The sequence below is a fragment of the Pseudoalteromonas sp. NH0006-46 genome (assembly GCF_057547735.1).
Genome location: NZ_BAAJML010000005.1, coordinates 51,859 through 74,505 on the forward strand (window position 1 = coordinate 51,859; position 22,647 = coordinate 74,505).

21 protein-coding genes are annotated in these 22,647 nt (G+C 38.9%); 10 read left to right on the plus strand and 11 right to left on the minus strand.

The features are described 5' to 3' along the window. Nucleotides 1–780 precede the first annotated feature (780 nt). The 8 genes from AC27I2_RS11510 to AC27I2_RS11545 all read right to left on the minus strand — a co-directional run bounded on the left by AC27I2_RS11510 (nt 781) and on the right by AC27I2_RS11545 (nt 11,070). Entirely contained in the window at nt 781–1,422 is a 642-nt protein-coding gene (locus AC27I2_RS11510; RefSeq protein WP_487204367.1) for a DUF6988 family protein, read from the minus strand. Then, on the minus strand, nt 1,412–2,239 hold the full coding sequence (locus AC27I2_RS11515) for an HNH endonuclease (protein ID WP_487204368.1): 828 nt from the start codon (nt 2,237–2,239) through the stop codon (nt 1,412–1,414). Before AC27I2_RS11515 ends, AC27I2_RS11510 begins: the two co-directional genes overlap by 11 nt. A gap of 211 nt (nt 2,240–2,450) precedes the next feature. Beyond that, on the minus strand, nt 2,451–2,603 hold the full coding sequence (locus tag AC27I2_RS11520; RefSeq protein ID WP_487204369.1) for a hypothetical protein: 153 nt from the start codon (nt 2,601–2,603) through the stop codon (nt 2,451–2,453). Next, on the minus strand, nt 2,596–4,065 hold the full coding sequence (locus AC27I2_RS11525; protein WP_058154965.1) for an anti-phage dCTP deaminase: 1,470 nt from the start codon (nt 4,063–4,065) through the stop codon (nt 2,596–2,598). The genes AC27I2_RS11520 and AC27I2_RS11525 overlap by 8 nt, the downstream gene beginning before the upstream one ends. Before the next feature lie 12 nt (nt 4,066–4,077). Continuing rightward, nucleotides 4,078–5,559, minus strand: coding sequence for a type I restriction-modification system subunit M (locus AC27I2_RS11530; protein WP_487204370.1), 1,482 nt, complete (start codon nt 5,557–5,559; stop codon nt 4,078–4,080). Nucleotides 5,560–5,633: 74 nt separating this feature from the next. Then, on the minus strand, nt 5,634–7,274 hold the full coding sequence (locus AC27I2_RS11535) for a restriction endonuclease subunit S (RefSeq protein WP_487204371.1): 1,641 nt from the start codon (nt 7,272–7,274) through the stop codon (nt 5,634–5,636). Further along, the gene (locus AC27I2_RS11540; RefSeq protein WP_487204372.1) at nt 7,274–10,114 is read right to left on the minus strand and encodes a type I restriction endonuclease subunit R; all 2,841 of its coding nucleotides are present in this window, start codon (nt 10,112–10,114) and stop codon (nt 7,274–7,276) included. Before AC27I2_RS11540 ends, AC27I2_RS11535 begins: the two co-directional genes overlap by 1 nt. An 11-nt stretch (nt 10,115–10,125) precedes the next feature. Continuing rightward, nucleotides 10,126–11,070, minus strand: a complete 945-nt coding sequence (locus tag AC27I2_RS11545) for a DUF91 domain-containing protein (protein WP_487204373.1) — start codon at nt 11,068–11,070, stop codon at nt 10,126–10,128. 248 nt (nt 11,071–11,318) lie between these two features. Here AC27I2_RS11545 and AC27I2_RS11550 point away from each other — a divergent pair, with 248 nt between their 5' ends. From AC27I2_RS11550 to AC27I2_RS11560, 3 genes are all read left to right on the plus strand, one after another. Beyond that, nucleotides 11,319–11,474 (plus strand): hypothetical protein, encoded by a 156-nt coding sequence (locus AC27I2_RS11550; protein WP_077066488.1) that lies wholly within the window; start codon nt 11,319–11,321, stop codon nt 11,472–11,474. Nucleotides 11,475–11,526: 52 nt separating this feature from the next. Continuing rightward, entirely contained in the window at nt 11,527–12,873 is a 1,347-nt protein-coding gene (locus AC27I2_RS11555) for a hypothetical protein (RefSeq protein ID WP_048690590.1), read from the plus strand. Nucleotides 12,874–13,018: 145 nt separating this feature from the next. Beyond that, nucleotides 13,019–13,270, plus strand: a complete 252-nt coding sequence (locus AC27I2_RS11560; RefSeq protein WP_048690588.1) for a hypothetical protein — start codon at nt 13,019–13,021, stop codon at nt 13,268–13,270. A 53-nt stretch (nt 13,271–13,323) separates the two neighbouring features. Here the strand turns inward: AC27I2_RS11560 and AC27I2_RS11565 are convergent, their stop codons facing one another. Beyond that, a complete protein-coding gene (locus AC27I2_RS11565) occupies nt 13,324–13,860 on the minus strand; it encodes a hypothetical protein (protein WP_048690587.1) in 537 nt (178 codons plus the stop codon). Between the two features lie 436 nt (nt 13,861–14,296). Between AC27I2_RS11565 and AC27I2_RS11570 the strand changes: the two genes are divergently transcribed. The 4 genes from AC27I2_RS11570 to AC27I2_RS11585 are packed head-to-tail and all read left to right on the plus strand — an operon-like array spanning nt 14,297 to nt 18,764. Then, a complete protein-coding gene (locus AC27I2_RS11570; RefSeq protein ID WP_048690586.1) occupies nt 14,297–14,896 on the plus strand; it encodes a hypothetical protein in 600 nt (199 codons plus the stop codon). Continuing rightward, nucleotides 14,896–16,896, plus strand: coding sequence for a DDE-type integrase/transposase/recombinase (locus AC27I2_RS11575; protein WP_048690584.1), 2,001 nt, complete (start codon nt 14,896–14,898; stop codon nt 16,894–16,896). The genes AC27I2_RS11570 and AC27I2_RS11575 overlap by 1 nt, the downstream gene beginning before the upstream one ends. A 3-nt stretch (nt 16,897–16,899) precedes the next feature. Further along, nucleotides 16,900–17,778 carry an ATP-binding protein gene (locus tag AC27I2_RS11580; protein WP_487204374.1) on the plus strand — a complete coding sequence of 293 codons (879 nt, stop codon included), beginning with the start codon at nt 16,900–16,902 and terminating at the stop codon, nt 17,776–17,778. Continuing rightward, nucleotides 17,778–18,764, plus strand: coding sequence for a TniQ family protein (locus AC27I2_RS11585; RefSeq protein ID WP_487204375.1), 987 nt, complete (start codon nt 17,778–17,780; stop codon nt 18,762–18,764). Before AC27I2_RS11580 ends, AC27I2_RS11585 begins: the two co-directional genes overlap by 1 nt. 687 nt (nt 18,765–19,451) lie before the next feature. Here AC27I2_RS11585 and AC27I2_RS11590 read toward each other — a convergent pair. Beyond that, nucleotides 19,452–20,096 carry a GNAT family N-acetyltransferase gene (locus AC27I2_RS11590; protein ID WP_058405651.1) on the minus strand — a complete coding sequence of 215 codons (645 nt, stop codon included), beginning with the start codon at nt 20,094–20,096 and terminating at the stop codon, nt 19,452–19,454. Between the two features lie 337 nt (nt 20,097–20,433). Here AC27I2_RS11590 and AC27I2_RS11595 point away from each other — a divergent pair, with 337 nt between their 5' ends. From AC27I2_RS11595 to AC27I2_RS11605, 3 genes are all read left to right on the plus strand, one after another. Then, nucleotides 20,434–20,670 carry a DUF2789 domain-containing protein gene (locus tag AC27I2_RS11595; RefSeq protein ID WP_058405652.1) on the plus strand — a complete coding sequence of 79 codons (237 nt, stop codon included), beginning with the start codon at nt 20,434–20,436 and terminating at the stop codon, nt 20,668–20,670. Between the two features lie 263 nt (nt 20,671–20,933). Continuing rightward, nucleotides 20,934–21,200 (plus strand): hypothetical protein, encoded by a 267-nt coding sequence (locus AC27I2_RS11600; protein WP_058552830.1) that lies wholly within the window; start codon nt 20,934–20,936, stop codon nt 21,198–21,200. 13 nt (nt 21,201–21,213) lie between these two features. Continuing rightward, a complete protein-coding gene (locus tag AC27I2_RS11605; protein ID WP_058405654.1) occupies nt 21,214–21,987 on the plus strand; it encodes a Zn-ribbon-containing protein in 774 nt (257 codons plus the stop codon). A 64-nt stretch (nt 21,988–22,051) separates the two neighbouring features. On the opposite strand, the gene syd is transcribed toward AC27I2_RS11605, so the two are convergent. After that, a complete protein-coding gene (gene syd / locus AC27I2_RS11610) occupies nt 22,052–22,591 on the minus strand; it encodes a SecY-interacting protein (protein WP_058405655.1) in 540 nt (179 codons plus the stop codon). Nucleotides 22,592–22,647: the final 56 nt, after the last annotated feature.

The following is a 22,647-nucleotide window of genomic DNA, read 5'->3' on the forward strand; positions in this document are numbered from 1 at the left end:
TGCATTTAATGTATAAAATTATTACAATTGTATAGCACAAAAAACTAAGGCGTAACTAAAGTTACGCCCCAATTGGACTGCTTCCTGCTAGATATCCACTATCTATAATCCGTTTTTTCATCCCCTGAACGAGTAAACAACCCTGTTTACCCTCACATTGCATCATGCAATATCCATCGCCACCTTGGCAAACCCACGTAAACTAACACTTGGCTAAATCTATAGCGTCATCCATGTTAATCCTTTAAAGTAGCGCCCTGCCACTTTGTGCATCCTGCGGCGTCCCTTCGCTTTCCCGGCATTCACGTACAATCTAATACGCGGCTGCGTCCTGCAACTTTATCCTTTATATCCCTAAAGTAGCTCCTGCCACTTAGTGCATCTTGCACTTCCTGTTCATCCTTGCTGTCCTTGTTAACTTGTCCTTTTTGCATCCTGCTAGCATCTGCTGTTTTGCCTATTCCTTATCCGTGGCAGTAGCTTATTCGTTAAGCTATGTCTTCTTGACAAGGTAAAGTTTAGAGCAAACGGGAGGAGGAAGTAGTATGTGAGATAAAATAATTCTTTGTCATAAAAAAGAACAAATTTATAAACCAATGAAAAACAATAAGTTAAATTAAAAAAGGCGACTGAATAGTCACCTTTAACTGATTACTCTCACGTCAATGTAAGATATATCGCACGGACTCATGTCCGTTTGGGCGTATTAACTTACACAACTGGTATCTGTCATTCGAAATGAGATTCTCAGCCAGTTGAGAAATAGGCCCTAGATACCTCTTACTCCAAATTTAGCTTTGGTAGGATATTTCGGTAAGTTTCTCTGATACGGCTAATGTCATTTACTACATGCATGTTACTCGTCATCGTTGCTAGGTGGACTGCTGATAACATTACTAATCCATTTGAATTAATCAGTATTTGTTCCAACAACTGCAACGGATAGCCTTCACCGTGTCGTTTCATCGCATGAATTCCACCGTGTACGTAAGAGCTTGAAGCTTTCCAAGTAACATCTCTAAACTCAGTCAGCATTCGAGTAGCTTCAGCTGGTGCTTTGCCATCAATCTGCTTAATCATTTCGACATGCGATGGTAGGCCATTATCAGCATTAGCCGTATCTATAGATAAGTCTTGCATAATCCGATCAACTTTTTTCTCAGAAGCTCCCCAGAGTAGCCATACAGATCTTGTCAAAGCATCAAATTGAAGCCGTAACAACGATATTGCTGAAGTGCAGTTACCAATCTTCATTAAGTTTTGTAGAGAGTGAGCATGTTCAATTGCAATATCACACATCACCCAACTGCCCGTCCACCTTTTAATACTCTGGTTTGGGCCAAGAGAAATTATCGGGTTTAGTTCATCAAGAAGAGCAGCTGAACCAATAAGTAACTTTTCCATAAGTGTATTATTGTCCAATTTTTTCCAAAAATACGCTTCTAAGGCCCAGTGAAGATTCACTATAGTGAGCTTCTCTATGGTGATTAGGGCACAAAGCAATAACATTACTAGGATGATCTACACCATCTTCAGACAGAGGAATGATATGGTGGCTTTCTAGGTAAAGAGAACCAGCTTTGGTTTTGAAACCTATTACACCGCAATACTCACAATGACCATTAGCACGAACCAACGCTTGCTCTCTAACGGCTTTACTTCTAGGGTAACTTGTAGTAGTTGACTCTTGCTTTTCGGGTTGAATGGATTCTAGTTCTCGAAGTGAAAACTGGTCAATGAAGGCTGGGGCTAATTCCCCTCGCTGAAGAAGACAGTCGCCATTATCTCCATACTTTTTTATATACCAATTAATGGGATCTAGGAGTCTCCTATCCGCATTAGATTTGGTATCAAGCTTTTTAAGTTTTGGGTTTTCATCACACATGATAACCCTTATTGGAGCATTCAACCTTGCAGCATTTTGCAATGAAAAGTCCATATTAAAAGCGCGGCGTTTCTGTATTCCTTTGAACTCTTCGGCTTCACTTATTAAATTAAGTTGCTGAACTACAAAATCATCAATAATTTCACAATTATCAAACCAAAGGTTTAATACAAAAATATTGTTTTCTCGTTCTTCAAATGACCACTCATAACAATATTTCGGGTTCATTGAAGCTTTTTCTGCACCACCTTTGAAATTTTCCCAATCAGAAACATCAATACCTGCCTCTTCAACAAGCTCTATAATTTTCCTATGTGATGTTGGCCTTAACTCTTCTAGATCAATCTCTGACAAAACTCTAATTCCCTTTATTTTTATGACAAAAAAAGAAAAGATACATCAGAAAGTAACAGAGTATTGCCAACTCTGTTAAGTGGAGATTTGAACTTTGAAAAAGAGACTAATTCATCACGGGAGCTAAGCGGCTCCTGTGCTTTCAAATATATCTTAAAAACTATTATTAATTAGCGGCAAAATGTATGCCGCTAATATTTAGCTAAAAAAGTTAACCACATTGAAGCTCTGGTTGCTTGTGAGTGGTTTGAGAGTTTTCTTTTGAAGCAGATTTATACTTGGTTAGCTGTATGTTTTTCTTCCATGTAGGCCAACCATCAACGACTTGTTTTGCTCTTGTAATGTTTTTCTCTGTGCTAGTCATTTTTATTTTCCTTCGCTGATTCTTTAATTTCATCAAGCTGCTCTATTAACATAACCTCTGCATCTAAATAAGACAAGGGAGTCATAGGAACTCGTAGCTCTGAGTCTCTCCGGTTCCATTCTTTTAACAGACCATTTTCCTTACGTTTCAACTTCCTGCCACTGCTTAAATTCATTGAAAATAAATCAACAAACCTTCTTGGCCCTATGCCAACAAATGGTTCAAACATCACTTTTTCTGACTCACCTGGGCTGCCTTCAGCATTGATAGAATCATTGTGAAGTATAGTCGCAAAGCTCTTTGGATACGGTTCTATATATAAAACTCTTTTCACGCCGGAAGCTACAATGTGTTTAGCACAATTATGACAAGGGTAAGTTGTTGTATATAAATTAGCATCTCTAGTCGAAATTCCATTTCTTGCTGAGGATAAAAGTGCTTCCATCTCAGCATGAACAGCTCGTCCATACTCGGTAATATCTAATAATCCCGTGTCTTTAAGCTTCTTTTTGCCTTCTTTTAATAACTCCTCGTCAGTTGTTTCTTCAGGGTTACTAAACTTTTTCATGATGTTTAATATGATTTTATTTTTTTGCTCTTCGTTTGAATCTTTACCTAATTCATAATCTCTATTATCTTCACCATCAACAGGCCAATATAAGCCACCTCCTGATTTGGGCACATCATTAGCACCTGTAGCTAAAATATCTGACTCTTGATTAGTTAAAACAGCTCCCACTTGTCTAGATAAATCGGCAGAGCGAAGAGATGCAGCATATGCCATAAACATCGCATATTCATCAGCAGTCGGTGGGACTACGGGTTTGGAATATAATAAGTCGAGCGTTCTGCCTATTTGGGTCGATAATGAATGTGCGTCATCTGATGTCACAAATGCATCAGCTATTTGGAATACATCTCTTGTACTTTGTCCAAATGAATCAGATTCTTTATCGTCCCTTTCAATTAACCTTTCCAGCTCTTCTTCAGGAACTCCTTTTTCATCTTTTAAGTAGCGCTTCCTGCTTTCTATACTAGAAGATATGCCTAAAAGGATAAAGCCTGGGCCGTAGACTTGCCTCAACGTTTCAACTTCATCAGGATGCTTAAGTGATCTAATAATATGAACGTGTCTTGGCAATGGTTCAGGTGTTTCACCCAAGCGCTTTTTATTAATTTCATTTATTGCTAATAGCGCAAATAAATCCCCACGTTCACTTGCTTGTCTTAGGGAGTTACCCGTATTCATGGCAGTGTCTAGACGGCTTTGCTCAGTGTAAGGGCCTGTCGCAATACCTTGAAATTCCTTTGCAACTTGAGAAAGGTGAATATAGTTAACTTCGTATCTGAATTGATTGAAATATGAAACGAAGCGGTTATGTACATCATCTAAGTTAACACCAACGGGAGCAACTAACCCGATGACTATTTCACAGTCGTTTGAAAAGTTCTCAATTTGCATCTTATATCCTTATTATTGTAATGCGGCCAATACTTGGCGAAAGCTGTCTAAGCCAGCTTCCATGTTTTCAATTATTTCACCAGCTAACTCTTCCGGCTCTGGCAGGTTTTCTAAGTCGGTTAACGATTTATCTTTTAACCAGAAGATATCTAGACTAGTTTTGTCACGAGCTAAAATCTCTTCGTGAGTGTATTTGCGCCATCGACCTTCTGGGTTTGTTTCTTCGTTCCACGTCTCTGTTCGGTCATGCCTATTTTCAGGGTTATAACAATCTACAAACTCCTGAAGGTCAGCCATTGTCATTGGCTTTTTCTTCAGCGTGTGATGAACATTGGTACGATAATCGAAGAACCAGATATCTTTTGTCCATGCGTCTTTTTGTGCAGGTTTGTTGTCGAAGAACAAAACGTTCGCCTTTACACCATTTGCGTAAAAGATACCTGTTGGCAGACGTAAAATGGTATGAAGCTCAGTGCTCTCCATCAACCTTTTACGGACTGTTTCACCCGCACCGCCTTCGAATAAAACGTTGTCGGGTAAAACCACTGCGGCGCGACCAGTTGTGTTTAACATACTGCGTATATGCTGAACGAAGTTAACTTGTTTGTTTGAGGTAGTCGCCCAGAAATCTTGACGGTTATAGGTTAGGTCGTCTTTTTCTTGTTCACCTTCTTCATTGGTAAACGTCATGCTACTTTTCTTGCCAAATGGTGGGTTAGCAAGAACCATATCTACCGTGCGAGACGGTTGAGATATTAGTGAGTCATCTCCACTTACCAAGCTTTCACCGTCAATTTCACCAATGTTATGTAAAAACATGTTCATCAAACATAGGCGGCGAGTATTGGCGACAATTTCGTTGCCAAAGAAAGTTTCATTTTTAAGAAATGCTTTTTGCTGTTTATCTAATTTGTAATTATTAGGATCAGTAATGAAATCATATGCATGTAAGAAAAATCCGCCCGTACCACATGCCGGATCAGCTATAGTTTGATTTGGCGCTGGTCTCATACATAAAACTATCGTTTTGATGAGATCGCGAGGCGTAAAGTATTGACCTGCACCGGACTTAGTGTCTTCAGCATTCTTCTCTAATAGACCTTCATAAATGGTGCCTTTAGTGTCAGACCCCATCATTACCCAGTTAACATCATCAACCATTTCAACTAGGCGCTTTAATTTAGAAGGATCTTGAATGTAATTTTGGGCCTTGGTGAATATCTGCCCTAACATGCCAGGTTTTTTCGCTAGCTCTCTTAGTGTAGTTACATAGTGCACTTCAAGATCTGAGCCTGTTTCATTTTTAAGACTCTGCCAGTTAAACTCTTCAGGTATACCGACATCTCGGTTATAAGGTGGTTTACTATACTCATCTGCCATTTTTAGGAAAATCAGGTAAGTTAGTTGGGTAAGGTAGTCACCGTAGCCGACACCATCATCACGCAAGGTGGTACAAAAACTCCAAACTTTAGATACTATGCTTTGTGCGTTCATTTTTTTCACTTAATTCTTTTTTGGGAAAGTCACTTACTTATGAATAATCATACTTAGCGTGACCTATCGTAATATTATGCTTTTGCTTTCTTGGCCGCAGCTTTTGCTTGGCTTTTACTTTTTCGGGCGGCTGCCTTTTCTGCTTTCTCTTTCTCTGCGAGTTCCGATTTTTCAATCGCTATTCTCTTTAATAACTCGCTAGCTGGTTCATCATTGGGGTCTTGTGCTACCAGTTCACCAGAGAAAGCTTTCTTTAATATCGATTGGCGTAACAACTCACCACGTTTAATGTTTTTTTCAACTTCAATGAGTTGTTTATCTACGATTGAGACTTTTTCATCAAGTATTTTTAAAATCGCCAACTGTTCCTTTAGAGAGATTAAGGGGTATCTATATTCAGATATAACAGCTTGATTTATTTTGTATATTCCAGCAGTGGTTCTTGCTGATTTTTGTATTTGCTGGCGAAAAACAGCTGAATTCCAAAAGTATGAGAACAACTCAGCTACTAACCCTGACTTGGACAAAACTAATTTAACAATTGTATCAGGATAAGCCACCTCTTCGTCAGAGTTTACTAAAGCCCCTTTTCCAACTAATTTGATACTTCCATTACCCCTAGAAAGCAAAAAGTCACCTTTTCTTATCAAGTAAGGCTTAGCTTCTTTTTTTGTCCAATAGCCTTCTTTAGACTGGCTAACATCTATGTATTTATTCTTTAATGCTGTTAGGCGCAATACAGGAAACCCACCGTCTAAATCTCTGACCGACTTTCCATTAGAAGGCTTATCTAATAAGAGATTAATAAGAGATGTGTACTTCCACGGTGTTAAAGCAGAATGTTCATCAATGGTACTATGTTGCTGCAACATCTTAAGTAGTTTGGGTTTGGATGGCTTTTTGCCTTCTTTGCCATCAGCTTCACATTGTTCAACTTCCTGGTTCCAGTCATCGAGCTGTTGTTGGTAACGAGCTTCGCGCTCTTGTTGAATGCGTGTGAGGAGTTGTTTTGGTGATTCAAGCTTGTCTGCATTATTGGCACGCCATTGTTCGGTTAACTTGCCTTCAAAAGCATGTTTCAGCAGCGCTTGGCGATAAACAATAAGCTGCTCTTTAGCTGTTTTAAGGCTTTCGATTCCTTTATCTAACTCAGAAAATAGCTCTTCAACATTCTCTACGATACGAGTTTGTTCAACGATTGGAGCTAGAGGAATGTCAATTCCAAGGTAATCATTAAACTTAAGGTTTCTTAAGTTGTTGCTCCCTGCTTGGTATTTAACGATCTCACCACTTTTGTAAAAAAAGTTAAGATACAAATTTAGATAACTTGCGTTAATCGCACTACTAGGGCGCATTAAGCGCAAAAAGTTTGTTCCTACCTTTGGTTTATCAGGATTTAAAGCTAAACACGCCTTATCGATCAAAACAGTCCTGCCAACAGGTTGCTCTGGCCCTCCACCTGAGATTTCAACCAAAATATCGTTTTCTTTTAATTTACGGGACGCTAAACTTGATTCCTTAATTAAGCGAAGTGAAGCAGTTCCACCTCTCTCTGAACCCCAGTTTCGGAACTCTGCCCCACGGATACACATAACTTTCTTATACCCATCAAGTTCTATCTCAGGTGCCTTTCCCCAGTCTCCGCCGAGAACATATACCACAAGGTTTTCCAGGGGAGTTTTAACCCAAGAGTTTGGGGTGTTACTTAAATCCATCAAGCTACTAACTCACTATTTAATTCATCTATAATTTTATTCATGTCATCACCAAAGAGTTGATACATCTTGCCTAAACCGCCTTGAGCATCAAATGGCGACATTTCCAGATCGTTTACTTCAAAATGGAATGAGTTGACAAAGTGATCACGAATCATATGAAGCCATGCCATTTGTTCTTTAGTGAACTTTTGGTTGCTACCTGAGTGGTGCTTCATGATCCACGTTTGGAAATTCTTACTTACGGTGGCGTCAAAGGTCGAGAGTTTATCATCAATGCCTACTACGCGGCGAATTAATGCGACTAAAGCGGTTAACTCACTAATAGGTTTTTTACTTTGCTCTTGTTTATTGTCAGGGTCTTCTAGTAATTCATACGCTTGCCATACATTGAGCGGAGCTAGTTTAGGTTTGTCTGACTTAAGTTTTTCAAGTACCTCTTTGACCATATCAAACGTGATTTCACGTCGACGATGTGGTTGGTCGTAGAATATTTCCAGAGCAGTGATCTCATCTTTGTTTTGCTCTAGATATTCAACGAACTCTTTGCAAATATCTGATGCTTGCTCGGTTGTTGCCTTTTCCCAGTCGGCTATCTGCACTTCATCAATGTTGTCATGGTCGATCTTTTGGTCTTTGTCTCGGCGTATGGTATCGATAAGCTCAATTAACTCTCCGTTAAATACATTGGCAGCTTTACTTACCATCTCAGCCTGGGCTTTGTTGCGATTATCTTCGCCTGGGTCTGTGCCTTTTGGCTGTTTTGCCAGTATTAACGCTTGCTCTTCTACTTTGTCACCATCAATGGCTGAGAATAAATCAACTACCATTTGAGTAATTGAAACGCCACCTGATACCTTTTCAATTCTCTTTTTATCGTCGGCATCTAGCTGCTTGTTCAATCGTGCTAACCTGCCAGCAAGTGAACTTACCGAGTCAGTATCACTAGCCCCCATCATGATGCCCATAGCCAAATCTTTGAGTGGTACAGATGGTTTAGTGATTAAAGGCTGACTCGCTGTTTTAAGTGATTTAGTAACGCCAATTGCATCAACAATAACATAGTGCGTTTTTGCAGACTTTGCATCTGGCGTTACCTTGATTAATTCATCATGGTCAAAAGTACGTGTTCCGCGACCTTTCATTTGCTCAAAGTAGTTTCGGCTTTTAACATCTCGCATGAACACAAGGCACTCAAGTGGTTTTATATCAGTACCTGTAGCTATCATATCAACGGTAACGGCAATGCGAGGTTCGTATAAATTTCTGAAGCTGGAGAGTACCGATTTCGGATCTTCACCTTGCTCGATTACATTACCTTCTTTATCTGTTTTATCTTTCTTCACACGGTAGGTGATTTTTTTACAGAAAGAGTTACCTTCATCAAACTCTTCTCGAACTGTTTGAATAATATCGTCTGCATGGCTGTCGGTTTTTGCAAAGATTAATGTTTTTGGCACATGTTCTCTATCTGGGAAAATGACAGGTAAACTCTCTTTGAAGGTTTTGATGACTGTACGAATTTGACTAGGGTTTACGATATCTTTATCAAGCTGTTTTGCACTGTACTTTTCGTCTTCATCTTGTTGTTCCCAGCGCTTTTTACGTGTCACACGTTCACGATGCTCAACTTGCTGTTTAGCCTGTAACGTTTCACCTTCTTTGGTAATTCTGGTTTGAATGGTAAAAACTTCATTACCTACGTTAACACCATCAGCAACGGCTTTTTCGTGGCTATAGTCACTAACAATGTTTTGCTTAAAGAAACCATAAGTGCGGTTATCGGGGGTTGCTGTTAAGCCAATCAGGAAAGCATCAAAGTAATCTAATACTTGTTGCCATAAGTTATAGATTGAGCGGTGGCATTCATCGATAAAAATGAAATCAAAATGCTCTATAGGTACTTTAGGGTTGTAAACAACAGGAACTGGCTCTTTAGGCTTGGTAAGTTGCTCAGCGGGGTTTTGCTCTTCTAATGTTTCGTCTAACTCTTCATCTTTTAAAATGGAGTACATTCGCTGGATGGTACTGATACACACCTCAGCATCTTTAGGCACAAACTTTGACTTTAAGCGCTGTACGACATGCAGTTCGGTAAACTTACGGGTGTCGTCACTTGGCGTAAAGTTAAGCATTTCTTGCTCAGCTTGCTCACCCAAGTTTTTAGTATCTACTAAAAAGAGAATACGCTTACCCTTGGCATGTTTAAGAATGCGATACATGGATGTAATAGCGGTATAAGTTTTACCAGCGCCAGTTGCCATTTGGATAAGCGCTCTCGGCCTCGCTTTTTGAAGCGAGTCTTCAAGGTTTGTTATTGCTGCTTCTTGGCAATCACGCAGCCCTAAATCTTTTGCAGGTAGCTTTGCTGGATTTAACGGTGGAATATCTTGAAGACGAGCACGAAGAGAGTTTCCTTGTTCAACCCATACTTTTAGCGTTTCAGGTCGATGAAAACTAAAAACTTCACGGGAGCGAGGCTTAGGATCTCTGCCATCCGTAAAACGTGTAATAACACCTGTACTTTCATATAAAAAAGGAAGAGGTTCACTATTGTTGACCCATTTAAGCTTTGCGTTAGCGTAGCCTTCGGTTTGGTCTTCAACGGAAGTGATTTTCTCACCTGCTTCTTCTCGTTTAGCTTCGATAACCCCAACGGCTTTTTTATCAACAAAAAGAACATAATCGGCGGGGCCTACATCTGTCTGGTATTCACGAATAGCTTGACCAATACCGTCATTCAAGTTAATTTTGGTTTTATCTTGAACAGTCCAACCTGCAAGTTTTAGCATTTCATCGATTTTATCGCGTGCTATTTGTTCTGCGTTTTGATTTACCAACTTTACTCTCCCTAGTTTTGCTCGAAGCTTAGCTTTATTAATTGCTTTGCTATATCCAGCTCTTCAATATTTCGGACGATAACCTCTAGATCACCAGTTCCCCAATGCCCTTTACCTCTAACATCACTGACGATACCATTTTTAAGCTCTACCGATTCAGGATTTAAGTTTAAATAAATTCTCAATGAAGGGTCTTGTAAAGGTGCCCATACTTGAACGCTCGCGAAATTTTTGATTTTCTTCAGTGCTGTGTAGAACTTTAGTTCCTTGCGTTGCACGTCGTCACCGAGTGATAAGCCAAATTCACAAATATGCTCATAAAGCTTTAAAAGGTCTTCACTAGCGGCTGCGATTCGATTCTGATGGTAATCCTTCCGTTCTTTTTTTGAAGTTTCTTGAACTGTCTTTTCCTGTAGTGCGGCAGCTGCGGGGTTAGAAAAGTAACGGTTAGATGAGTGGCTGTTTACCAATTCTAATAAAAACAAATCTTCTCCGAAATATTTGTATCTCATCAGCTCAATGTTTTTATCAATTTGTTTTATCGCGTGTTCATCATACTTGGTAAAGTCAGTAGCGATACAAATTAAACGTGCACCTTCCCATTCAAGATTGTCAGCAGCTTCACTGCTGAGTTTGTCCATTACGAGTAACTTGAATTCAGCCTTATGATCAATAAGCCAATCATAATAAAACAGTCCTTGATTAATTACATTTTCATTGGTGTGCCGTTTGTATTCTATGATGACTGGACAGCCATTTTCATCTACACCAAGTGAATCAATTCTGCCACCGTTTGAGGTAGTAAATTCTGAAGCAAGGAACTTTACATTCAGGAAGATTTCCATTTGTGACTCAACGAGCTGCTGCAAGTCTTTCTCAAGCTTAGCTTGTGTTCGCACTAATTCTAGTGCAGTTCCTTTTGCTTGGTCTAGTTTGAATAACTTTATATCGCTCATTTGCGTCCTGCATAAAAACTCTCAGAAATTAGAGTCTTAATATAAATAAAATGGATATAAAATTCACTAATAAATTACTATTCATTTGATCTTGCTTTAAAAAACTGCCAAGTTTTTAACACACAGGTTAACGTGTAACCTCAATATTTAGATTTTGAATAAATTGCGCCACTTGATTCCTGTTCCGAAACTCAGGTTTAATCGATTATTGCCTACGAAGTTGATTCACAACTAACTAGGAGAACATTATGACTTCAAAAGTAAATGCAAAGCCATCAACACCAATAACACCACAAGCGGCACAACGAATTCAAAGCGCTACAGCTAGAGCAAATGGCGGCAGTGTGCCTAAAGGCAGTTTTGCGGCACGAGCAACTAGTAGCGCCGCAAAAAATAGTAAATAATGGCGAGGGGCATTGCCCCTCTTTCAAAAGGAATTTTTTAGGGTTTAAATTAATGACGACTATCAATGAGTCTTATCCAAACATTGGGTATGTTTTAAATCGTCTGGCTGATATTGCCGACACCAAGTCATTGGCTACTAAGGGAAAGAGCCGTTTTCGCAAGGAAGAAGACTTAGCATCTAGAAAGTCTATAGATCCAACACTGATTGGAGAGTCAGTGCGACACTTATTTTATGAACCAATCTCCAAAGTTGTTACTGATAGTTTCGCACAGTTTTTCTCCGACAGTATTTGGATGGGGTTAAATAACTACGTCGAGATCATTAAGCGTGCGCCAATGGAAGGAGTAGCACAAGAAAAAGTTGCTTATATGCTAAATAAGCACCTAGTAGTTGAAACACTTGCCAGTATCATTTGGAAAGTAGGTGTTAATCAAATGCCAACCAATACAGTGCCTAGCTTTTATTGTGATAATTACCCTATCAAAGCCCTAATCGCTTTTTATGAAAGCCAACAAACACTTCCTGAAAACGATATAAAGCGATTCTTTGAAGGCACTGACAGGACAGTTCGAAAATGGCGAAGTGGTGAAGAACTTCCTAATATAGGTAACCTAACTCTGCTGGCTCAGTGGACATCGTTATCAAATTCAGATGCAATTGATGAAGATAAGGAAACCTTGTTTTTGACAAGGTTCATAGATTCATTTCATAGAAAAACACACCATCAATTTGTAAACGATTTAAAAGATGCTGTCGTTTGGCGGTTGCAGCATAATCAAGAGCCTACATTAGATTTTGGACAAGTATTTCATCAGTTTTATATCAATGAGATAAGCTCAGCGAATCTATATAAACTATCTGCTGAAGGTAATAAGCTACACAAGTTGTTAAAGCGTTCTTCAATTAAACCGCTGGGCAGCCTTGTTGATTATTCAACACGCTTAGCTTCCTTACAAAAATCTATTGAAGAGCATAACCTGAATGATGAGTTGCAATACCATCAAGACTGGCTCAAGGGACGATTACTGGTACTAAGTGGTGAAATAGAAAAAGCACTTGAACACTACGTTAGTGCTGTAGAGTCATCACTGTATAAATCAGGTGAAAACATTCATAATTTATTAAAAGAAGCGCTAGCCGTTGCCGCAATCCAACATAAACCTCGCAAAACAACCATGAAAAAACTAAAAAGCCGAGCATTGACGTTTTGCCCCAAGATTATAAATCCACACCTTAGAGAGTTACCAGTAAAGATTGGCAATGAAGATATTGAAGACTGGAAGTTATGGTTTGTAATGCGCTTTCCAAAATCGGGGTGGTTTGATGAAGGAAAGTCATTACTTATGAAGCGGATGGAAGAACTTGAACTTAAGGAAATAGCAGAAAAATGTGGATGAAACGTTTTTAACTAGCGTTGCAATATGTGATAGCAGAAACTTTGCTAAACGTCTGTGGTTGGTGAAACTAAAACCCGCAAAGAGCGATTAATTCCCCTTACAGAGTCTCTAAATATTGTTGAGGTCATCATAAAAGGAGAAGCAATTGAAAGACACTCAACAAAACCGATTTGGCGTAAGTTATGGGCTGCACGTGATCAGTCACTGGCTCACCGAGTTAGGTCGCGTATTTATCTTTGCGACAACCGCAGCAATTATACTGTCATTTGTTAATCAAGAAGGGCTATCAACCTTCCGTATAATATTGGCACTAGTATTTGGTGGCGCAATGATGTTAGTTGGCATAGCATTGGAGCATTGGCTATTTAAACAGAAGTTTGAATCGCTAAATCTATAACGTGCGCATTAAAATATTAAGCTTATACATATTAAGCACTGCCCATGCAGTGCTTATTTTTTTGATTCTTTAAACTCTTTGCGAAAAGCACCTGGCAGCATGTGCTCCTGTATCAGTATGTTTTCTCGTATAAAGCTAATTTTTTCAGTTTCAGTGAGCCTAGCTTTAAAAGAATGCTCTAGCAAAAAGAGTGGCATCAGTTCATGGCGTTTAAGCTTTTTATAAGCAGCTCTTCCTGCACCAACTCTTTGAATAAAGGCTTCAAGGGCGTATTCAACAATCATTTCTTTTGAAACGCGATATTGTTTGCACCACCCAGCCAAGTCATCAACTAAACTCTGCGGCATTCGAATTGAGTAGTGCTGGTTCACTCCCTCTTGGTCTAAAGTTTTCTTTTTCTGCTTAAACCATGCGGCAACCATTGGTGAGTTTGGCCTTAGTTGGTAATAGTTACGTTTAAAGAAATCAAGTTCATGTTGTACTAAAAAGCCCCCCCAATCAGCATGTTTAATACACAATATATTGGCTATTTCTGTGTATTTGTCTGTAGTTTTTCTATTTATTTTAAATTTTCTTGAAGATTCTGACATATAGATACCAGCACTTACGTCAATTGACGTAAAAAGTTGTTATGACTAATTATTTCGAAATAGTTTTCAAACAAACATGAAAAAACGGCACTATTTCGTAAAGCGAAGTAGGTAAGCCGTAAAAAAAGCATTTAAAACGACAAAAGAGTACCATTTAAAAAATCTTTTTAAAACATAACTCATTTTTACCCCTCTTTATTATCAATTAGTTACATAAAGTTACTGTATAAAAATAAGACTACATCCGAGTATTTACTGTACAGCTTTACAAGTAGCTCATACCTTTTTTAAAGTGCTGAAAAAGAGAGAGGTTTGATGACTATTTCATCCATTCATCAACTTGATATTTATACAAGCCCAACCTTTAATTATAGCTAAGATTGATTTTTAGCCAAAAAATCTTGGGCATTTTCAACTAAATTTTTTTGAGGCGAACATGAAGGGTAAAAAAAAATTCAACAAACACCGTTCAAAACACACCATTAACTTTTACAGTGTTAAAAATGGCTGTCATATCTGGTGTGAGTCGTTTCTCGAACGCAAATACGGGATAACGCTCGAATTTGAAGAGTCTATCCATCAATATGCTTCCCAACCAGAATCATTTAGTGTGTATGGAAGACGTTATACTCCTGACTTTTTGGTTGAATATAAATCCGGCCATGCCGAATATGTAGAAATCAAACATACCCATTATATGAATGATGAATTCTTTGAACGTCACCAGCTTAGGAAACGAGTCATTTATATGTTAACAGGGCTTGAACTGGTTCTAAGGAGTGAGCTTGATGTTGACAGCATTGAGGTAGAAAACTACGAACTACTCATGGGCTACAAGACTCTTGACGTCAATCATTTACAGCCCGTTATCTGTAACTTACCAAAAAGAACAAAACTGTCTCGACTTGAAAAATTAGTATCTAATTTGCCTGGTGGCTCAAGAGCGCACGCTTGGTCACTCGTCGCACAACAACACTTTTATTTTGACACGTCAAAGCCTTTTAACGCAGAAACGACATTGATGAGGAAGAAGTAATGTATCAGCCACCTGTGGTCGGTGACACCTTCATCGATATTGAACAGCGTAAATTTAATCTAGCATATTATGATGAGCTGCAAGCATTACTAAACCCTAACCCGATGTTAGGTTCGGAAACTGGCTTGCACTTAACCCAAGATGACTTTCGCTCGAAAATAGACAGCGGTGAATTACGACCAGCATACGCCATAACACACGACAATAACGAGCTGACAGCATCACAAAAAAAAGAACTGAAAAAGCGAGAGCCTTACATTACCGAGTTAGCAACATTGGTGCATGATGGCTATAAACCTACCGTTGACAAGACCATCGATAAGCTCAAACAGATTGTTCATGGCAAGTACCACATCGGCACCGAAAAACACGGCAATAGCACTATTGCACGTTGGTGGAAACAATATCGAGAAGCAGAATTTAATCTCAAAAAGTCAATTGCTCCGAGAAAGAGCCAACCCAAGCGAACCAATACGGCCACGGAAAACTTCCTCAACCGATTTTTTACTGACACCTGGGTAAAAGGCAACATTGAAAACATAGCGAGAGGCTACTCAAGTTATTCTAAAGCAGTTTTAAAAGCTCAGACGCAAAATGACGCTATTGAACAGGTTAGCGAACGAACGTTTAGCAGACGCATTGAAGGACTTAATGCATTTAATATCATTTTAAACTCTGGAAACTACAGCGAAGTTAAAAAAGCACTACGTACATTATCCAAGAAAATAAAAACCACTCATGTGCTTGAGCGAGTAGAAATGGACCGGATGTCACTTAACTTGGCTCTTATTGACGAAGAAGGTAAACCAACGGGCAACGTCAGCATCTATATTGCCATTGACTGCCACTCACGCTACCCGCTGAGTGTTACATTCGAGCTGGGCACCTCTGAGGATACGGAAGGGGTTGTTCGATCATTTAAGCGTATTTTTGAGTCAACCAGTGACCAGCTAAACGCTTGTGGTATTCCTTTTAAAATTATTGTGGATAATGGCAGTGGCTATAAAGCTGAGCAATTCAAACAAATAACCCAACGCTTAGGGTGTGAGTTAATCAAAGCTCCATCGAATGAACCTTGGCGAAAACCTTTTGTTGAGTCTTTCAACAATACGTTGCGGGAAGAATTCTTTAAAGGAGGCGAATTTAAATTACCTGATGGAACAATAACCATAGGTCTTCCAGGTTATAAAGACAAACGCACCCACAAAACAAGTAAGCCGTCGTCTGAAGAAACCATTAAAAAAGCCGCTTCCTTGCCTGTCGAGGAGTTTGCCTCGCTACTGCATGATTACCTCGTTCACTATGTAAACTCAAAGCACTCAAGCCTCAACAACAAAACACCACAACAAGTATGGAATGAGTCAGTTGCTCTAAAGCCTCTCATTCCTGTCAATAAAGAACTGCTCAGTGCTGCTTGCCATTATATAGAGCACAACCCTTCATTAAGCCAGCGAGGTACAGTTCAGGTCAACAAACAGGTTTTTGCGGATGACCGTATAAAGCAATGCTATCTAGATGCAAAAACTCTCGATAAAAACCAAGATATGACGGTTACTGTGAAATCTGACCCAGATGATGGCCGTTGGGTAACAGTCATCGCAGACTTCCCATGTTATGACCACCCTAAAGTATTCGATTTTGTAGAAAACCGAAAGCTATCTGGAAGTGAATTGGAGTACCCACTGTCATTTGAAGAACTTAACACAACATCTGGGACGCCTGAACGGCGAGATATATTCAGTCGTAAAATTGCAAATTTAGTTAAGCAAAAGACAAGATCACTTGGCAGTGGCAAGCCAGTTGCTACTGCAAAAGAAAACTTATCTAAGGGACTATCTACGGCAGAGCGCATTAAGCGAAGTAACCAGAGTTATGCATACAAACCTATCAAAAAGTCGAAGAAGTCCAAAGAGGATAATACACCCTCAGATAAAGGTAATATTAAACGAAAAGTAAGCCCTAATCGCAACGAAGCTCAGCTTGGTTTATGGCAGGACTAGCCAATGTTTAGCCACCCAAGTCTGAGCAAGTGCTTTGAACTAATAGACCAAGTTCATCAGCAAAGTTTTGGTAAAAATTATGGATTACTTTTAACAGGTCTAAGTGGTGTTGGTAAAACGTGTTTAGCCAAGACATATCTAGCACGTTTTCCAACTTTATGTACTCCCGAAGTAACCTACTATCCGGTCATTTATGTAAAGTTAACGGAGACTAAAACAACTACTGATTTTCTTATACAGGTCGTTAAAGCTCTCACTTCAGTCATAGGTAAAAATGCCAATAAAGCTCATATCGTTCAAGACAGGCTTGCCGTTTTACTTGCCGCGCATCGCGTTCAACTGATCATTATCGATGAAGTACAGGAATGTTTGACGGATATCGACGGAATCACTAGTCAGCGAATGGCTAAGCAAATAGCAGCGCTACTAGATAACAACCCAAAAGTTTCACTTATTTTAATGGGAACGCCAGTCGCCAGCCGATTGTTGAAGCTTAAATATGGCAAATCAACGCACAGATTAAAAGGTGAGGAGCAACTGAGCCGCCGTTTCCTATCTGAACAAAAGCTTTACATAATCCCTTCTCGCTGCGAGTGCTGGCTTTTGTGCTGTAATTACTTTGCCACCGAATTTCGATTTCCGCCATTCACTCTAGACGACAAACCTATACTTAATCGTTTGCATGTCGCAACCGACGGCAGAATTGGGCTGTTAACGAAGCTTTTTGCTATAGCTTCAACCAGTGAGCGTAAGAATCTGTTGGCTAAGCTTGAAGATGCTTACCTGTTGGGAATTAATTCATCTGCTTACAATCCTTTTGACACACTTGCCCTAACTGATAATGACATCGTTGGGATTTTAGATTCGAGGGAGTTTGATTAATGTTATCGGTAATGCCTAAACGAATCGCAGATGAAAGTCTAGCAAGCTACCTATTACGCTTGAGCCTTCGAAATGGGTTCACCTCACCGCTCGAATGGCTTGATATACCAATGTGGAGTGCGGTTACAAAAAATACAATTAGCATTAAACAACGACAGCTATTAAGTGAACTCGTACCCTGTGCTATGAGCAATAGCGACTTAAGCTTAGCACCAAAGCACTCCATACTTTTTCTAGATTGTCACACTGATATGCCTCGTATTTGTCCCTATTGTGTAAAGGGCAAAGGATATCTAAAAGAAAACTGGCGAAACATTGGTAATTTATCATGTGAGCTGCACGGTTGTGTGCTCTGCGATAGCTGTCAAGAATGTGGTGAACAACTCATTTGGTCACCTTTATTATTACAAGGTACTTGTACCAACGAATTGTGTTTGCGCCCAATAAGAAGCTATCCGATATCTAGCCAAATAAACGAATTATTCATAGATGAAATCTGCGATTGCTTGCTAGCTAGCTTGTTTATTCAAAATCCTTACACAACTGTTTTACCCATTTACCATCATCCATCGGTATGCAACTTCAACAGCGCATTAGAGCAGGGCTTCAACTTCCTCAATGGCAAAAAAGTATATGACCAATTTATAGAACGATTAGGTGATGCAACTAGTCCTTTTTCTCAACTTCCAGAAAAATTTCAATTCTTTCCGTTAACACTACTAATACGACACCTCAATGCAGCATGGCCTATAAATAATTGCTACGTTAGCTTTCTCCAAACACCACAAGTATCCTCCAGCTCAAATCGACATATAGAATCATATATCGTTACTTTTGATAGTGCTATTAAACTTCTTGGCATTACAAAAAATCAGATATTTCACACTTTTCCTGAACTCTCTGATAAAAAAGTTATACCGCAAAATCAGCAAATAGATATTGCGGCAATAATTAATCGAACCACTATTTCTGTGGCCGATATGTAACTCCAAAAAGTGCCTTTTTAGAATTTCAGGTGATCATCAGCATCAATGAGAAAAGCACAATCAGACGGGTCATTTATTGGGTACCCGTAATAGTGGAAAAAAGCACTATTAGTGACAATTTCCGACACTGTAGTGTAAAAAAGCACTATTATGACTTCCGTGGATTGTTGAAAAGTTATTCGCTCTGGACAAGGAAACTGCAATCTTCATGATACTGGTTTGATTTCTCCACATTTTTCAAGATAACAAATTTATGTGTGATTTATTTTAAATATCAGTATTTTAGGTATTTCCTTGTGAAGCCGAATGGGTTGATTAATTCAACTTGAAGGTAACCATTCTTTCGGTAGGCTGAAACCCACCTTAGGTTCTCTATTTCTATGCACGCCCCACCATTTTTACTCTAGCTCCAGTATAGTTTGCTCATCTAGCTCATATTTGTTACTAATACAGAGGCAATGAAGTTGAACGCACAATTACGTTTGACGTTATTGTGTAGTAAACGAACCCTAACCAGTACACTGGTAGGGTTACATACAGGGACTATTTTATGAGATTTTTGCAAACAATTCTTACCCGCAGCGGCAGCCAATTTTTCACTGCTCACGTGCGACTAAGTAAGCTACTAGCTGCCACTGACTGAGATTCTCAATCCGAAAGTCAATTACCACAACATGGGTTACATTTTTACCCTAATGCATCTTTGAATAATAACTCACCAGCAACTTGGTTAAACGTAAGCTGTTTGAAAGTAATAAATCCCTCAGATTTAAATAACGCTGTATGCTCATTGCGAGTTACAAATACAGCTAAACCAGAAGACTCACTATTTAACTTCACCAGCTCATCAAGTCCTCTTAGCAAATACCGGCCAAACCCTTGCCCATGAAAATGCGGATCGACTGCAATAAAAGCTAAAAAGTAATAACGGCCTTTTTCTTTGAGCGTATCTCTAATCGTTTGTTCTTTTTCTATTAACTGATTAGTTTGCAAATAACCCGCACTTAGCATTAATTTTAAACGCCAATGCCAATAACGCTGAGCTTGAAGTTGACTTGTAGAATCGAACATACAGGCCACGGCTTTTAATTTACCACTTCGATAAAGTCCTATTAGCGGTTGCTTCTCTTGCCAAAAACTACTGAGCTCTTCACGTATTAATGCGCGTAACTTTTTTTCGTAAGCTGATTTATTTGTTTCATCATAGCTAAGCATTGTTTTTAATACAGGGTCATCATGGTACGCCTGATAAATTAAACTTGCGGCAGTACTTATATCTTCTGCTTCGATGTATTGTACGCTGAACGTTTCTGCGTGTGCGGTTATACTCATTGTATGTCCTTTATTGTTTTAGCCGTAAATATAATCAAAGCTTAATTACTAAAGCTATACGCGAATAACTGCATTTACGAGTATATTTAACCTAAGATATAAATACTAAAAATCCTATATTGCGCCGTTTACCCACTATAGGGGATAAATAAGGTCACGTTACTTGTTATTTTTACTATCCTTAATCAACCTCTTAACAAAGGGGCTGGCAATTTATTATTCAGAACCTAAATTACTATATACCTAAAGTATTTAACCGACAATTCAGCTTGAGTTTAGCTAGCGCATTGTAGTGTTAGGCTTTAAGGTAATTTTGTTTATTTAAAGGAGTCGTACCATGGATACTACTAAACACGATATTCATACATTATTTGCACAACTTGGTTTACCAAATTCAGAAAATCAAATAGATGAATTTATTGCCTCTAATGAGTTACAAGACACAACACTACTTCAAGATGCAGCATTTTGGGATGAAGCCCAACAGCACTTTTTAGCTGAATCGCTTGCTGAGGATGGTGCTTGGAGTGAAGTGATTGATGAGCTAGATGTTCGCCTTCGCCAAGGTAAATAAAAAATTTAACTAGATACCTGTTTAAATGCCTTTAAAAATATTAACCCATTATGATTTTTAGTGAGTACAAGGCTAATTTACAGGTCAATATTTAACTTATTTCAAACTTACTCAAGGTAATTAGCGTTAAAATTAGCTAGTAGACGTAGGTTTTTATCCTAAGTATCAGGTTATTTAATGTAGCCTACCCGTTTTATTGCTACCATAGCACCCGCGCAGCATACACATGCTGCGTTTTATTTAATTTAAGAGTTATAAATATAATGAATTCAGTTGTATTTGATGCAATTCAAGTCCTTTTAGATGAAGGCAAAACACCCACAGTCGCATTAACTAAAAGTCGCTTAGCCCAACCGGTTCCTATGCCAATGATTATTGCAGCTGTGAGCCAATACAAAAATAACCCGGATTCTATAAATAACTTTGTTAAAACCGCGCAGCAGCCAGAAAATGCTGAGCTAAAAGCAAGCCAACTAGACAGAATTGAGCAAAAACTTGATCAATTACTTGCACTGCTAGAACGAAAATAATTTGAGACTATAAATGTTTGTTGTTGATTTAACATTTGATTGTTACCAAGACACTACCCTAGAGCAAGCCGAATACGCTATTAATCGATTAGTGAACGCCTTGCGGTTTAACGGGCAAATAATGGGAGAAGAATTTCCCACAGTTTTAAAAGACGGCTTTTTTATAACCCGTGTTATGTGTCCAACCGAAGACGCCATGCACCCACTAAATAATAGCCCTTTTGTTAAACATAGCATTGAAAAACTGCATAATGCGGGGTTATTAGCACCTAAAGTAAAAGTTATTGGCCAAGATATTCACTCTAATGGAGCCGATTGCTGCACTGAGCCATCAAGTTATATTTTATACACTACTTATGTGCATACATGCAGCCCTCTATATTGTGGCGACGACTTTTTACCTGTGCCATTATTTCGCATCCCAGCTATTGCCAATGGCGATTATAAAACGCTTATTAAGTGGCAAGAAGATTGGCAAGCATGCGATCAAATACAAATTAATGGCGCAACACGCTGTGAATTTCCTGCTCTTGAGGAGATATCTAGTACACAAAGTGATTTATACCGCCGTGGAAAAGATATAACCAAACGCATTAGCTTTTTAACTAAAAAGCCCGTTTATTACTATTTATACCGTGTTGGCGGTGTAGATAAAGCCTCTGAACTTGAGCGTAAATGCCCTAGCTGTAATAGTGATTGGAAACTAGATGAGCCATGGTTTGGGCTATTCGATTTTAGATGTGAACCGTGCGGTTTAGTTTCGAATGTGTCTTGGGATTTTCAATAGCCATTACCAATGACTTTTTAAAATCAGCTTAGTGATAACGCTAAGCTGATTCATTAATTATAATTTAAATTTCAAGCGCTTTTAAAAACGACTCTATAGTAGGTGCAAGCACATGATGCGTTTTTTTACCTACATGTTCTAAACATACTTCCCCTGTATGAATTAACACACTCACCAATAAATCTTCTTTATCTGTTAAACCAATGAACACAGTTTCTGGCTGTTTTAGCTTTCGCTTCATTAATACATGGCCAGTTATATTTTGTTGAAGCATATCAAAGTCGTCGCTATTCCATGCTTGTAGTAGTTCAATTTGATGGCCGTCAATTGTAGCTAACACACTACCGCCATACATGTGTCCATAAAGCTCGCTTAACGCTGTTGGAAACTCAAGCTCAAGTGCATTAGCTAAATTGTTCAATGAACCGGCTGGTTGTTGGCGTATCCCCTTCCATTGAATATACCCTTGCTCATCAACCTCACCAACTTCACACGGGCTCGGCCATTGCGTATCGTGCATGATGAGTGGGTACTTTGCGGTATTTTTAAGGGTATTTTCGCTAAATTCTTTGTGAAGTTGTTCTAACTGCATCGCAACAGACATACTGTGAAACTCATTTAAATTAGATATAATGCGCACATTGTAACTATTTAAGAGCA